This window comes from Rhodococcus sp. UFZ-B548, assembly GCF_903819475.1.
GTDB classification, from domain to species: domain Bacteria; phylum Actinomycetota; class Actinomycetes; order Mycobacteriales; family Mycobacteriaceae; genus Rhodococcus_F; species Rhodococcus_F erythropolis.
Genome location: NZ_CAIJDS010000029.1, coordinates 30,793 through 44,681 on the forward strand (window position 1 = coordinate 30,793; position 13,889 = coordinate 44,681).

General features: G+C 62.8%; 12 protein-coding genes. 8 read left to right on the plus strand and 4 right to left on the minus strand.

Annotated features, from left to right (window positions below):
• Window positions 1-4: 4 nt before the first annotated feature.
• Together H7C86_RS22605 and H7C86_RS22610 are read right to left on the minus strand one after the other, a co-directional pair.
• Entirely contained in the window at window positions 5-1,177 is a 1,173-nt protein-coding gene (locus H7C86_RS22605; RefSeq protein WP_020908255.1) for an acyl-CoA desaturase, read from the minus strand.
• Between the two features lie 35 nt (window positions 1,178-1,212).
• Window positions 1,213-2,346 carry a ferredoxin reductase gene (locus H7C86_RS22610; RefSeq protein WP_021344756.1) on the minus strand — a complete coding sequence of 378 codons (1,134 nt, stop codon included), beginning with the start codon at window positions 2,344-2,346 and terminating at the stop codon, window positions 1,213-1,215.
• Between the two features lie 168 nt (window positions 2,347-2,514).
• Between H7C86_RS22610 and H7C86_RS22615 the strand changes: the two genes are divergently transcribed.
• From H7C86_RS22615 to H7C86_RS22625, 3 genes are all read left to right on the plus strand, one after another.
• On the plus strand, window positions 2,515-3,210 hold the full coding sequence (locus tag H7C86_RS22615) for a TetR family transcriptional regulator (protein WP_003945327.1): 696 nt from the start codon (window positions 2,515-2,517) through the stop codon (window positions 3,208-3,210).
• 35 nt (window positions 3,211-3,245) lie between these two features.
• Entirely contained in the window at window positions 3,246-4,085 is an 840-nt protein-coding gene (locus H7C86_RS22620) for an alpha/beta fold hydrolase (RefSeq protein WP_003945355.1), read from the plus strand.
• A gap of 75 nt (window positions 4,086-4,160) precedes the next feature.
• A complete protein-coding gene (locus tag H7C86_RS22625) occupies window positions 4,161-4,982 on the plus strand; it encodes an acyl-CoA thioesterase II (RefSeq protein ID WP_020908258.1) in 822 nt (273 codons plus the stop codon).
• On the opposite strand, the gene H7C86_RS22630 is transcribed toward H7C86_RS22625, so the two are convergent.
• Window positions 4,972-6,333: an MFS transporter gene (locus H7C86_RS22630; RefSeq protein ID WP_046378786.1), complete on the minus strand. Its 1,362-nt coding sequence runs from the start codon at window positions 6,331-6,333 to the stop codon at window positions 4,972-4,974. The two genes, H7C86_RS22625 and H7C86_RS22630, sit on opposite strands and share 11 nt — an antisense overlap.
• Before the next feature lie 128 nt (window positions 6,334-6,461).
• On the opposite strand from H7C86_RS22630, the gene H7C86_RS22635 reads away from it, so the two are divergent.
• The 5 genes from H7C86_RS22635 to lysA all read left to right on the plus strand — a co-directional run bounded on the left by H7C86_RS22635 (window position 6,462) and on the right by lysA (window position 12,033).
• Window positions 6,462-7,076, plus strand: a complete 615-nt coding sequence (locus H7C86_RS22635) for a PadR family transcriptional regulator (RefSeq protein WP_019749131.1) — start codon at window positions 6,462-6,464, stop codon at window positions 7,074-7,076.
• Window positions 7,073-9,103, plus strand: coding sequence for an NADPH-dependent 2,4-dienoyl-CoA reductase (locus H7C86_RS22640; protein ID WP_092763307.1), 2,031 nt, complete (start codon window positions 7,073-7,075; stop codon window positions 9,101-9,103). The genes H7C86_RS22635 and H7C86_RS22640 overlap by 4 nt, the downstream gene beginning before the upstream one ends.
• A gap of 19 nt (window positions 9,104-9,122) precedes the next feature.
• Window positions 9,123-9,926, plus strand: a complete 804-nt coding sequence (gene cmrA / locus H7C86_RS22645) for a mycolate reductase (protein WP_182262275.1) — start codon at window positions 9,123-9,125, stop codon at window positions 9,924-9,926.
• A gap of 172 nt (window positions 9,927-10,098) precedes the next feature.
• On the plus strand, window positions 10,099-10,536 hold the full coding sequence (locus H7C86_RS22650; protein WP_182262276.1) for a hypothetical protein: 438 nt from the start codon (window positions 10,099-10,101) through the stop codon (window positions 10,534-10,536).
• 153 nt (window positions 10,537-10,689) lie between these two features.
• On the plus strand, window positions 10,690-12,033 hold the full coding sequence (lysA, locus tag H7C86_RS22655) for a diaminopimelate decarboxylase (protein ID WP_020908262.1): 1,344 nt from the start codon (window positions 10,690-10,692) through the stop codon (window positions 12,031-12,033).
• 19 nt (window positions 12,034-12,052) lie between these two features.
• Here the strand turns inward: lysA and H7C86_RS22660 are convergent, their stop codons facing one another.
• Window positions 12,053-13,792: a helicase HerA-like domain-containing protein gene (locus tag H7C86_RS22660; protein ID WP_020970020.1), complete on the minus strand. Its 1,740-nt coding sequence runs from the start codon at window positions 13,790-13,792 to the stop codon at window positions 12,053-12,055.
• Window positions 13,793-13,889: the final 97 nt, after the last annotated feature.

The following is a 13,889-nucleotide window of genomic DNA, read 5'->3' on the forward strand; positions in this document are numbered from 1 at the left end:
CCTCTCAGGCTGCAGTTCGCTGGCGCTCGACGATAACACCGGGAGGGGTCTTCGACTTGACCAAACCGGGCGGAAGAGCGAGCTTGAAGATCTTGCCCCATACCGAACCGATCTGCTTGAAGAACCCACCGGTGTTGTACGGCAAACCGTACTTCCCACACAATTCTTTCACCTGGGGAGCGAGTTCCGGATAACGATGCGCAGGCAGGTCCGGGAACAGGTGGTGCTCGATCTGGTGCGAGAGGTTGCCGGACATGATGTGGAAGAGCGGGCTTCCCTCGATGTTGGCGCTGCCGAGCATCTGACGCACGTACCACTGACCACGAGTCTCGTCGGCCGTCTCGTCCTCGGTGAAGCTCTGTACGCCGGTGGGGAAATGGCCACAGAAGATGATCGAGTACGTCCACACGTTTCGGACCAGGTTGGCGGTGACGTTCCCCGCGAGAGTGGTCACGAACAGCGGCCCCGTCAGAACCGGGAAGATGACGTAGTCCTTGAGGACCTGCTTGCCCGCCTTGTTCCACCAGCCCTTCAGAAGCGGCTTGACGTCGTGCCACTTGCGTTTGCCCTGGATGACGTTCTCGATCTCGAGATCGTGCATCATCACACCCCACTCGAAGAGCATCATCAAGGCAAAGGCCCAGACCGGATTACCGAGGTAATAGGGGTTCCACTTCTGCGCGTCGTCGATACGCAGGATGCCGTATCCGATGTCACGGTCTTTGCCGAGAATATTGGTGTACGTGTGATGCATGTAGTTGTGCGAGTGGCGCCACTGGTCGGCCGGGCACACCGTATCCCATTCGAAGACTTCGGAATTGAGCCCGGGTTCCCGCATCCAGTCATATTGACCGTGCATGACGTTGTGGCCGATCTCCATGTTGTCGAGAATCTTCGACACACTCAGCGCACCGACTGCCGCGAGCCACACCGGCGGTAGGAATCCGAGGTACATCAAGCCGCGACCTGCGACCTCGAACCCGCGCTGAGCCTTGATGATCTTGTAGATGTACTCCCGGTCTTCGGCCCCAAGCGAAGCGACGGTGCGATCACGCAATGCGTCCAACTCGCGGCCGATCTCCTCGACCTGCTCGTACGTCAGGACGACGGGAGCGTCGTCCTTCGCATCGGAACCGTTGCCGAGGAACGGGAGGGTGGGAAGTGAAAGTCCAAACATGTCGGTCTCCAGACAGTCGTGTGGAAAATGGGACTTCAGATGTCGACGGTGACGTCGCCGACGGGAGCGCTGACGCACAGCTGGATCTTCTTGTCCGGCTCGTCGTCTGTCTCACCGGTGCGCACGTTTCGGGTACGACCCGCCTTCTTGACGGAGGTGCAGGAGAAGCAGATTCCCATCCGGCATCCGTATTCGGGATTGAGGCCCGCAGCTTCTGCTTGTTCGAGAAGTGTTTCGCCGGAGTTCTCGGCCGCCACCCCACTTTTGGTGAATGACACCTCGCCGCCGGCCTCACCCGGCTCGGCCACCGCCGGCGCGAACTCCTCGGTATTGAGCAAGTGCTCGACGTCGACCTCACGGAACACCTCACGCACTCCCCGCATCAGACCGGGAGGCCCGCAGAGATAAGCCTGGGCGTCGATCGTGTCCGGATCGGCGATCCACGGAGCCACGGCGTCGAGGTGCCCGCGATCGAAGAAACCTTCGAGGTCACCTCCACCGCTTTCGGTGTACACGAGTACCAGTTTCACGTTCGGGTTCTGCTCGGCGATGGTCTTCAGCGCGCGCGTGTATGCCACGTCGGCATCGGTGTTCGCGTAATGCACGAACACGATCTCGCCCGAGTGCTCCTCCTCCACCAGCGTCCGAAGCATCGACATGACCGGGGTGATTCCACTGCCGCCACTGATCAACAACACCCGACGCGGGCGGTCGACGGGAAGGGAGAACACACCGTCTGCCTGCGAGAGGCTGACAACGAGTCCGGGCGCCGCGTTGGCGTACAGATACTGCGACACCAGGCCACCGGGATGCGCTTTCACGGTGAGCTCGATCAGCCCGTTGCGCGTAGACGCGCCGCCGGCCGGCGAGTAGCAGCGAGTGTGACGAACACCGTCGATCACCACGCCCAACTGCACGAACTGGCCCGCCTGAAAACCGCGCCACTGGCGAGTCGGGCGCAGCGTCAGAGTGACGGAGTCAGCGGTCGGATGGTCGACGGCGACAACCTGCGCGCGGATGTCACGAACGGTCGCCATCGGGTTGACCAACTCGAGGTACCGATCGATCTGATGTGGAGCAGCCATGGCTTCGATCAGTCCCACCAAGGACAGTCCGCGCCGAGGTGTGGACTTCGGTGTCGTGTTCTCAGGAGCAGATGCGATTGTCATGACCCTCCTCGCACTTCGGTTGCCGGGTGTATCGATTGCTGGGCTAGCTTCCCCCGACGGCGTGAATTCAGTGTACAAATGTTCACCGAAGATAGTGTGACAGGTGCACACAAGTACATGTCAACAAGAATGTGATCCGAGTTACACGAGTTGCCGAAAGGAGCCGGAATGCCTGTACCTACACTCGACGTCGTGACGAAGGCCGGACCGGTGAACCCAGAGCGCAGGGAACCCGACAACAGGGAGCCGGAAAGTCGTGCCGCAAAGAAGGAACGCACACGCCAAGCGCTCCTGGACACTGCCATGGACCTCTCGGCCGATCGCGGCTTCGCCGGAATCAGCTTGCGAGAGGTAGCCAGGGAAGCCGGGATCGTTCCGACGGCGTTCTACCGCCACTTCGCTTCACTGGAGGACGTCGGTGTCGTCCTCGTCGAAGAGAGCATGCGCATGTTGCGCCAGATGCTGCGCGACGCAAGGCGTAATCCCAGCACCAAGGACGCCGCTACGTCACTGGGCATCCTTGTGCGACAAGTGCATACACACGAGCGACAGTTTCGGTTCCTCTGCCGCGAACGCTACAGCGGCGTCAGTGAGGTACGACGTGCGATAGCCACTGAAATGCGGTTGTTCGTCAGCGAACTGACCATCGACCTCTCCAGAATTGCCGGACTGGAAAGCTGGTCGTCGGACGATCTGGAAATGGCTGCCGACCTGATCGTCTCGACGATGTTCAGCGCTGTCGTCGAACTGCTGGACGCCGGGACGGCCGGGTATCGCGACGAAGCCGCCGTCATCACACGAGCCGAGAAGCAACTGCGAGTCATCATGCTCGGAATGGCCACCTGGAATCCACCTCGAAACTGACCTCGGGTTCACCTTTTCGACGTACGGTGAGAGTCATGTCTTCCACGAGTACATACGAAATCCCCGTTGGCGACCTCACCTTCGACGTACTGATCTCGGGCCCGGACGACGGCATTCCGCTGGTAGCGCTGCACGGCTTCCCGGAGAGCGCCGCATCCTGGGGCAAGGTCACACCACTGCTCACCGCGGCGGGATACCGTGTGATCGCACCGAATCAGCGCGGATACTCCGCCGGCGCGCGCCCCGAAGGGGTGGATGCCTACAAGATCGAGCACCTGGTAGCCGACGTCGTCGGATTGCTCGACGCACTCGGCCTGTCCGACGCGCATCTGGTCGGCCACGACTGGGGTTCGGCGGTCGCCTGGCAGGTCGCCGGTCGCCATCCGAACCGGATCCGCAGCCTGACGGCGATCTCGGTCCCCCACCCCACCGCCTTCGGTTGGGCACTCCGCGAGGACGAGGACCAGAAGCAACGCTCGTCGTACATCGGACTTCTCCGACAGGAGGGCAAAGCCGAGGAAGTGTTGTCGGAGGACAACTTCCGCCGGCTGCGCGCCATGTTCGACGGCCAGATCGATCCTGAATTCGCCGACGAGCACATTCGTGTCCTGAGCGGGGAGGGCGCGCTCACCGGCGCCTTGAACTGGTACCGCGCGATGACTCGCGACTTCGGCGACATCGATCGCACCACCGTGCCGACCACGTATGTCTGGAGCACCGGCGACACAGCGCTCGGCCGCGCAGGCGCAGAACGCTGTGGTGAATTCGTGGACGCTCCCTACGAGTTCGTCGTGCTCGACGGCGGAAGTCACTGGATTCCGGAAGAGCGGGCCGAAGAGTTGGCCGAGGCAATCCTCGCACGTGCAGGATCCTGATCGTCGCGACGAATTCGGCTCTATGTATGTTGTCATACATAGAGCCGAATTGATTCCACCACCAGGAGTTCTGCGATGACCGAGACCGTTGCACCACCCCATCCGTTCGACACCGCTGTCGGATTGACGCCACTCACCGCCGGCTTGTCGACCGGCGAAACCAATCCGGCATACAACAACATGGTCGGGCCGTTCGGCGGCGTCACCGCTGCCACGTTGCTCGAATCTGTACTGAAGCACCCCGAACGCCTCGGCGATCCGCTGTCGTTGACCGTCAACTTTGCCGGTCCGATCACCGAGGGCGCCTTCGAGATCTCCGCCCGGCCGGTGCGTACCAACCGCTCGACGCAGCACTGGTCCATCGAACTGTCTCAGGACGGAACCGTCGCCACCACCGCGACAGCAGTGTTCGGTACCAGGCGTGAAACCTGGTCGTCTACCGAGATCACGATGCCGGAAGTTCCGTCGGCCGAAAACGTTGCGCTGCTGCCGTTCCCCGAGTTCATCGCCTGGGCACAGAACTACGAGATGCGCTTTGTCGAAGGTGCGATCCCCGATCTGGAGTCGGGCGAGCACCCCGACTCGACCACGACGCTCTGGGTGCGAGATCAGCCGGCACGCGCTCTCGACTTCACGTCGCTGACCGCACTGTGTGATGTCTTCTTCCCACGAGTCTTCTTGCGCCGAGGCAAGATGGCTCCGGCCGGAACGGTCTCGATGACCATCTACTTCCACGCCGACGCTCAGACGCTGACCGCACAGGCAGACAATTCCGTGCTGGGAACCGCACGGACCCAACGGTTCGGAAACGGATACTTCGATCAGTCGGCCGAAATTTGGGGCAGTGACGGCGCATTGCTCGCTACGACACACCAGTTGGTCTACTTCAAGGATTGACGGGGATCGCACTGTCCCCTTCCGGCGCCTTCACCATCGACAATGCGGCAAGACCGACGCCGAGAACCACCAGCAGTCCGATGATGCCGGCACGGTCTGCACCGAAGAGCCAAGCGAACAGGCCGAACAGTGTCGGCGCCAAGAACGACACTGCTCGGCCTGTGGTCGCATACAGGCCGAACATCTGACCTTCACGCCCAGGCGGGGTGATGCGTGCCAAGAAGGTTCGTGCCGAAGACTGAGCGGGCCCGACGAACAGGCAGAGCGCGAGACCGAAGATCCAGAACATCACCGGCCCGGACACCGCGATCAATATCGCGCCGACCACGATCATCGACGCCAGCGAGACGGTGATGACCTGTTTGGGTCCGATCCGATCGTCGAAGCGTCCGGCCACCAATGCACCGATTGCGGAAATCACGTTGGCGGCAACACCGAACAGCAGGACGTCGGCCGCACTGATTCCGTAGACGTTGACAGCCAACACGGCTCCGAAGGTGAACACACCCGCCAGACCGTCACGAAAGAGTGCGCTCGCGATCAGGTACCAGATCGTGCGCCTGTCGACGTTCCAGAGTTCGCGCAGATCGCGCCACAACACCCGATAGGAGTCGAGGAACCCGGCCTTGGACGCTCCCGGATCGACCGCGGGGCTGGGCAACTCGGGAACCTTGAAGAACACCGGAATCGCGAAGACCGCGAACCACACTGCAGCCAGCAGTGCCACCATCCGGATGTTCATGCCGCCGTCGGTGGTCAATCCCAGGAATCCCCGAGTGTCGCCGTCGCCGACGATGAACCCGAAGTAACACAGCAACAGCAGCACGATTCCGCCGAAATATCCCATGGCCCAGCCGAAGCCGGAGACTCGTCCCAGATTCTCCGGTGTCGACACCTGCCGCATCATGGCGTTGTACGGCACGCCGGCCAGTTCGAAAATCACCGAACCGATTGCGAGCAGAACCAATCCGAGCCACAGGTAGCGGTAGTTGTCTTCGACGAAATAGAGACCCGCCATCGAGAGCACGGTGATGCCGGTGAGTATCGCGAGCGAGAGTTTGCGTTTACCCGACGCATCGAAACGCTGTCCGGTGATCGGGGCGAGTATCGCGATGAAGAAGCCGGCGATTCCGAGAGCCCAACTGAGCCACGTAGTTGCCGAAATCGTGCCGGGCAGGTCGTCGCCGACCGCGTCGGTGAGATAGACCGAGAAGACGAACGTGAGGATCACGGCGTTGAATGCTGCCGATCCCCAATCCCACAGCCCCCACGCGAACACTTGACTCTTCGTGGCCGCACCACCGATGCCTGCGGGTGGCTCGGCCTGCATGCTCGTGGACTCGGCGCTCATACGGCGAAGCCTAACTGCGCGCGGGCGACTCGGCGCCTCTCTCCGAAGTCGACACACAAGACGTTCTATGCACCCAAGTTAGTACGCACTTAGTTGCATACGCACCTGAGTGCATAGATACTTTTTCCATGGCACTCGAACATGCGTTGCTCGTCTCCCTGTCCGAACAGGATGCGTCGGGATACGACCTCACACGCCGGTTCGACAAGTCGATCGGCTTCTTCCACAGCGCGACGCACCAGCAGATCTACCGAGTCCTCAAGCGAATGGACGAGGCAGGCTGGGTGGAGGTGGAGGCCATCGCGCAGGACGGCCGCCCGGACAAGAAGATGTACCGCGTCAGCGATGCCGGCCGCGCCGAACTGACCCGATGGATCGCCGAGCCGTCCGAACCGAACCACCTGCGCAACGAGTTGGCCATCAAGATCAGGGCCGCAGCGCACGCCGATCTCCCCGCTCTACGACGCGAAGTCGCTCGCCACCGCGACGGCCACGCCGCCCGCCTCGACGTCTACCGACTCATCGAAAAGCGTGACTTCCCCAATCCAGCAGCACTTTCCGGCTCTTCACTGCACCAGTACCTGGTACTTCGCGGCGGTATCCGCGTCGAAGAAGGATTCACCGACTGGTGCCAGGAAGTTCTGGACGCATTGCCCACTGGCGAGTACGCCATCGAAGACACTGGCGAGTACGCCATCGAAGACACCGGCGAGTACGCCACGGAAGGACATCTTCAGTCATGACGGATACACAGTTCCCCCGCCTGCTCGAACCGCTCGACCTCGGATTCACGACGCTGAAGAACCGCGTCGTCATGGGATCGATCCACACCGGCCTCGAAGATCGCGCGAAGGACACCGACCGCTTGGCCGAGTACTTCGCGGAACGTGCTCGTGGCGGTGTCGGCTTGATCATCACCGGCGGCTACGCGCCCAACCGCACCGGTTGGCTCTTGCCCTTCGGTGCCAAGCTGACCAACCGCATCGAAGCGCGCCGTCACCGCCGGATCACCAAGGCGGTTCACGACGCGGGCGGAAAGATCGCCATGCAGATCCTGCACGCCGGCCGCTACAGCTACCAGCCTTTCAGTGTCTCCGCGTCGTCGATCAAGGCGCCCATCAACCCGTTCCGTCCGCGCAAGCTGACCGGCCGTGGGGTGCGTTGGCAGATCCGCAACTACGTTCGCTGCGCGCGCCTGGCCAAGTCCGCGGGTTACGACGGCGTCGAAATCATGGGCGGTGAGGGCTACTTCATCAACCAGTTCCTCTGCGAGCGCACGAACAAGCGCACCGACCAGTGGGGCGGCAGTTCCGAGAACCGTCGACGCATGGCAGTCGAAATCGTGCGACGCACACGCAAGGCTGTCGGCCCGAACTTCATCATCGTGTTCCGGCTGTCGATGGCAGACCTGGTCGAGGGCGGTCAGACCTGGGATGAAATCGTCTCACTGGCAAAGGAAGTCGAAGCCGCCGGCGCCACGATCATCAACACCGACATCGGGTGGCACGAGTCACGGGTGCCCACCATCGTCACCTCGGTTCCCCGAGCAGCCTTCGTCGACATAACAGGCAAGCTCGAGAAGCACGTCGACATTCCGGTAGCCGCCTCGAATCGGATCAACATGCCCGAGACCGCCGAAGAGATCCTCAACCGCGGTGACGCACAATTGATTTCGATGGCCAGGCCGATGCTCGCCGATCCTGACTGGGTAAACAAGGCCGAGAGAGGAGCGTCCGACGAGATCAACACGTGCATTGCCTGCAACCAGGCCTGCCTCGACCACGCCTTCGTTCACAAGCAGGTCTCCTGCCTGCTCAACCCGCGCGCGGGCCGCGAAACCACACTGATCCTCTCCCCCACTCGGCGGACCAAGAACCTCGCCGTCGTCGGTGCCGGTCCTGCCGGACTTTCCGCAGCACTCAATCTTGCTCAGCGTGGTCATTCGGTTACGTTGTTCGAGGCTTCGGACAAGATCGGCGGACAGTTCGGGATCGCACAGCTCATTCCGGGTAAGGAAGAGTTCGCCGAAACCATTCGCTACTACACCCGCATGCTGGACGTGGCCGGAGTGACGGTCAAGCTCGAAACCCGCGTCACACCGGCAGATCTCATCGGATCCTTCGACGAAGTGGTGGTTGCCACCGGCGTGACGCCGCGCGTTCCCAAGATCCCCGGCATCGAGAACTCGAAGGTGCTGACCTACGCCGAGGTCGTCCGAGAGGGCAAGCCCGTCGGCAAGTCCGTCGCCGTCATCGGCGCCGGCGGCATCGGCGTCGACGTGAGCGAATTCCTCACGCACCCCACTTCCCCCACTCTTCATCTCAAGGAGTGGAAGCAGGAATGGGGCGTCACCGAACCCGAAATGGCCCCGGGCGCTCTCACCACTCCGGTACCGGAGCTCTCCGAGCGGGAGGTCTACCTCCTCCAACGCAAGCCAGGACGCATCGGCGCCGGCCTCGCGAAGACCACCGGCTGGGTCCATCGGGCGGCCCTCAAGAACAAGGGCGTCCACGAGCTCTCGGGCGTCAACTACGAGCGCATCGACGACGCCGGCCTGCACATCACCTTCGGTGAGAAGCACGAGAAGCCCCGACTTCTCGAGGTCGACACCATCGTCATCTGCGCCGGGCAGGAGTCGGTTCGCGATCTCGTGGACGAACTGACCGTCGCGGGCGTGGTGACCCACATCATCGGCGGCGCCGACGTGGCAGGAGAACTCGACGCCAAGCGTGCCATCGAACAGGGCACACGACTGGCCGCGAAGATCTGACCGGCTACGCTGACTGATCGTGAGCCTGCCGACACCCACAACCACAGCCCGCGCCGTAGTGACCGGCGCCTCCTCCGGCATCGGAGAGGCACTGGCCGCTGATCTGGCATCACGCGGACATTCCCTGATCCTCGTTGCCCGTCGTGGCGAGGTCATGGAGGTCCTCGCCGAGAAGCTTCGCGCCGCGCACGGCGTCGAGGTGGAGGTCCGTGCATCGGACCTCTCCGACAGCGCGGCGCGTGCCGTTCTGGTCGAGGAACTCGGTGGCCGCGACATCAGCATCCTGTGCAACAACGCCGGTATCGCCACCTTCGGGCCGATCGCCGAGCTGGACCCGGCATACGAGCGCGACCAGGTCGAACTCAACGCCGTTGCAGTGCACGATCTCACGCTGGCCGTGCTGCCCGGCATGCTCGCACGCAAGTCCGGAGCCATCCTGATGGTCGGGTCCGCGGCCGGAAACATGCCGATCCCCAACAACGCGACATACGCCGCCACGAAGGCGTTCGTGAACACCTTCGCGGAATCGTTGCGAGGTGAACTCAAGGGCACCGGAGTGAACGTCACCCTGCTCGCCCCAGGCCCAGTACGCACCGAAACCCCGGACCCGGCCGAAGCGTCGATCGTCGACAAGCTCGTCCCGGACTTCTTCTGGATCTCGAGCGAGTACACCGCCAAGGTCTCGCTCGACGGCCTGGCCGTGAACAAGATGCGCGTCGTACCGGGCATCTTGAGCAAGGCGATGTCCGTCGCGGGCGGTTACAGCCCGCGTGCCGTCGTTGCGCCCATCGTGGGCACGTTCTACAAGAAGCTCGGCGGCTGATTCACGCAAACTTCTCAGAGCAGGCCATAGCAGACCATATAGTCGGTTAATGGCGATGCGAAGAACACTGGCAGTCGGGGCAATCCTTCTTTTGACCGGAGGGTTGCCCTTACTGCTGCCCACGGCAGCGAATGCATGTTCGTGCGCATCATCGGCTACCCCGGAAGAAGCCGTGAGCGTCTCCAGCACCGTTTTCCTCGGGACTCCGACGGAGAAAACTTCGGACGGGTTCGAGGACACCTACCTGTTCGACGTCAGCCGGGTCTACAAAGGCGATCTGGCATCGGTGACGTCGGTGGGGACACTCGCGAACGGGAACGGTTGTGGCACAAGCTACGTGCTCGGCACCGAGCAGCTGATGTTCGTTTCTGCGCCGTACGACGTCGACGCCGAGCACGAGGGGCACAGCTGCGGGCCGGCTACCGAAACCGGGTTCGACATCCAAGCGGCGGTCGAGTCCGTGTACGGCGCCGGTTACGCCCCGAGCCTCGGCGGAACTCCGTCCGTTGGTGTGTCCGCCGACAGATCGGCGGTCATCGGCGGAGGCGCCGCGGTGGCATTGCTCGCGGTGCTCGGTTGGTTCGGATGGAAGCGCCGGCGAGCACAGTGATTCGACAGGCACAGTGATTCGAGCCCCGTCAGGGCCGCGTCAACCTCGTTCGGCGGCGCGTCAAGTAAGCGTCAAGAACCGCCCCACCGGTGATCTTCGGGAGTAGATCTGAAGGTGGCCCGCAACACGGCGGGTCACCTTCAGGAGATCGACGTGACGCTACTCGAAATCTTCCCCTCCCTACGCGGCGCAATGACACCGCGTATGGATCCTGCGTTGTGGCCCATCAGTACTCGCCACGACCACAGCGGGCGTGTCTGCATCGGCGACGTCTCCCTCGAAGAGATCGCGGACCAGTACGGCACACCGACGTACGTCGTCGACGAGGCGGACGTGCGGCACCGCTGCCGCACGTATCGAGAGATCTTCCCCGACTCGGAGATCGTGTACGCCGGCAAGGCACTGATGATTCGAGCGATGGCTACCTGGGTCTCCGACGAGGGACTCGGGGTGGATGTCTGTTCCGCCGGTGAACTCGCCGTCGCGCTCGCCGCGGGCGTGGACCCCCACCGAATCATCCTGCACGGCAATGCCAAATCGGTTTCCGAACTGAGGGCGGCGGTCAACGCGGGTGTGGGCCGGATCGTCCTCGACTCCCCCAGCGAAGCGGTACGGCTCGCGTCGGTGTGTACCCACCGACAGAAGGTGTTGATCAGAGTCACACCCGGCATCGACATACACGGACACAAGGCAGTGTCCACAGGCATCTTGGACCAAAAGTTCGGCCTACCAGCGTTTTCCGAAGAACTGGAACGTACGGTATCCGTCGTCGCCAACGCGGCGCACCTGCAACTCATCGGCCTGCATTGCCATCTCGGCTCCCAGATCACCGATCCCGAACTCTTCCGCCCCGCGATCGAGACGATGATCGCACAGATGGACGACATACGACGCACGCATCGAATCATCCTCACCGAACTCGATCTCGGCGGTGGCCATGGGATCGCATACATGCCGGGAGACGCCCAACTGGATCTGACCCGCCTCGCTCACGTCATCGACGAAACTCTCGACGACGCGTGCACCCGAAACCGCTTCCCTCGCCCCGAAATCGTGCTCGAGCCTGGCCGAGCGATCGCCGCGCGCGCCGGAGTCACGCTCTATCGCGTACAGAACATCAAGTCGATCAGCGGCGGTCGAACCTTCGTTTCCGTCGACGGTGGGATGAGCGACAACCCTCGGGTGTCGTTGTACGACAGCCACTACGACGTCGAATTGGTGAACCGGCATTCGAGCGCACCGCTCCAGGAAGTCACCGTCGCCGGGCGGCACTGCGAATCGGGCGACGAAATCGCCGTCGGAGCAAGGCTTCCCGCCGACCTACATGAAGGCGACCTGTTGGCAGTGCCGTGTACGGGCGCATACCACCACAGCATGGCCTCCACTTACAACAGCGTCGGCCGGCCGCCGGTCGTCGCTGTGCTGGGCGGGATTGCGCGGCCGTTGATCAGGCGCGAATCGATCAACGACCTGCTGGCCCGCGAGGTCGGCATCTGACCTCGCGGGCGCCTAAGCTTCAGCGCTTGCGACGGCTACCGGTACCGAAGATATTTCGCGAAATCTCGCGTCCCGCAGCCGAAGCCGCCGAACGCAGGAAACTCTTCACGGCCGAGTTACCCAGGATCTGCTCGGCGATGTTGGGGCCCTCAGGTTCGGCCGGCGGCGGTGGCGGCAGATCGGGCAGCGACGGAAGATCCAGGGACTGATCCGCCGTCGGAGCACCGGCCACCTTCGCCGTCAACTTTTCGTACGCCGACTCGCGGTCGATGGTCTGGCCGTACTTCTGATTCAGCGGACTCGACGACGCTGCCGCCTTGATCGCGTCGTTGCCGATGGTGTCCATCAGCGACCTCGGAGGACGAATCTTGGTCCAGGCCACCGGCGTCGGCGCACCCTTTTCCGAGAGCACGGTCACGATGGCTTCACCGATGCCGAGTGAAGTCAGTGCCTTTTCCAGGTCGTAGTGCTCGGTCTTCGGGTAGGTACGAACGGTCTTGTTGAGCGCCTTCTGATCGTCGGGCGTGAATGCGCGTAGGGCGTGCTGGACGCGCGCGCCCAACTGCGACAGCACCGAATTGGGAATGTCGGTCGGAAGTTGCGTGCAGAAGAACACGCCGACGCCCTTGGAGCGAATCAGCTTTACCGTCTGTTCGACCTGCTGCAGGAAGGCCTTCGACGCGTCCGCGAACAGAAGGTGCGCCTCGTCGAAGATGAACACCAGCTTCGGCTTGTCCAGATCCCCCTCTTCGGGCAGCGTCTGGAACAGGTCCGCGAGCACCCACATCAGGAAGGTGGAGAACATTGCCGGACGCGCGGCCTGGGCACCGAGTTCGAACAGCGTGATCACACCGGCACCTCCGACGACACGCAGCAGGTCCTCGGTTTCGAGTTCCGGTTCGCCGAAGAAGGTGTCACCGCCGTCGGCTTCGAGGTTGACCAACGCGCGCAGAATCACCCCCGCCGTCGCGGAGGAAACTCCGCCGATACCCTTCAGATCCGCTTTGCCCTCAGCGCTCGTCAGGTGGGCGATGACCGAACGCAGATCCTTGAGGTCCAGCAGGGCAAGGCCCTGAGTGTCGGCCCAGTGGAAGATCAGTCCGAGAGTCGATTCCTGGGTCTCGTTGAGGCCCAACACTTTACTGAGCAGGATCGGCCCGAAACTGGTGATGGTCGCGCGCACCGGGATACCGATTCCGTCAGTACCCAACGACAAGAACTCGACTGGCATCCCAGCGGGAGTCCACGAATCGTCGCCCGTCTCGACTGCGCGAGCCTTCATCTTCTCGCTCGGATCCCCCGCCTTCGACAGACCCGAGAGGTCACCCTTGACGTCGGCCATCACTACCGGCACACCCGCGGCGGACAGCTGCTCGGCGATGCCCTGCAACGTCTTGGTCTTGCCGGTACCCGTCGCACCGGCAATCAGACCGTGACGGTTGATCGTCGCCAATGGAATCCGCACCCGCGCGGTGGGATCTGCCACTCCGTCGATCACCACCGAGCCGAGCTCGAGTGCCCGCCCCTCGGATGAATAGCCCGCCGCGATTTCAGCTGCAGCACCCGACGGCGCCTGAGCAGCGGGGGTGGCTCCGGCCGATGCTTCGGCTTCAGCGGCAGCCGCTTCCTTCTCGGCTTCCTCAGCTGCCGCAGCGGCTTCAGCTGCAATCCGAGCGGCTTCGGCAGCGGCAGCCTTGGCAGCTTTCGCCTTCTCCGCCGGCGTCAGCGGCGCGGCTCCGTCCTTCGGATCCACGGTCATCGAAAAGCCCTCCTCGTTGCAATGCGGCGAAGTTCTTGTCATCACCCGAACGCCGTCTTACACACGTCGAGTTTCCACCGCAGACCTTATCCCGCGC

Coding starts and splice junctions, on each gene's coding strand:
- H7C86_RS22620 (WP_003945355.1), top strand. CDS start 3,246: ATGTCTTCCACGAGTACATACGAAATCCCCGTTGGCGACCTCACCTTC.
- H7C86_RS22635 (WP_019749131.1), top strand. CDS start 6,462: ATGGCACTCGAACATGCGTTGCTCGTCTCCCTGTCCGAACAGGATGCG.
- H7C86_RS22660 (WP_020970020.1), bottom strand. CDS start 13,792: ATGACCGTGGATCCGAAGGACGGAGCCGCGCCGCTGACGCCGGCGGAG.
- H7C86_RS22640 (WP_092763307.1), top strand. CDS start 7,073: ATGACGGATACACAGTTCCCCCGCCTGCTCGAACCGCTCGACCTCGGA.
- H7C86_RS22630 (WP_046378786.1), bottom strand. CDS start 6,333: ATGAGCGCCGAGTCCACGAGCATGCAGGCCGAGCCACCCGCAGGCATC.
- H7C86_RS22610 (WP_021344756.1), bottom strand. CDS start 2,346: ATGACAATCGCATCTGCTCCTGAGAACACGACACCGAAGTCCACACCT.
- H7C86_RS22615 (WP_003945327.1), top strand. CDS start 2,515: ATGCCTGTACCTACACTCGACGTCGTGACGAAGGCCGGACCGGTGAAC.
- H7C86_RS22625 (WP_020908258.1), top strand. CDS start 4,161: ATGACCGAGACCGTTGCACCACCCCATCCGTTCGACACCGCTGTCGGA.
- H7C86_RS22605 (WP_020908255.1), bottom strand. CDS start 1,177: ATGTTTGGACTTTCACTTCCCACCCTCCCGTTCCTCGGCAACGGTTCC.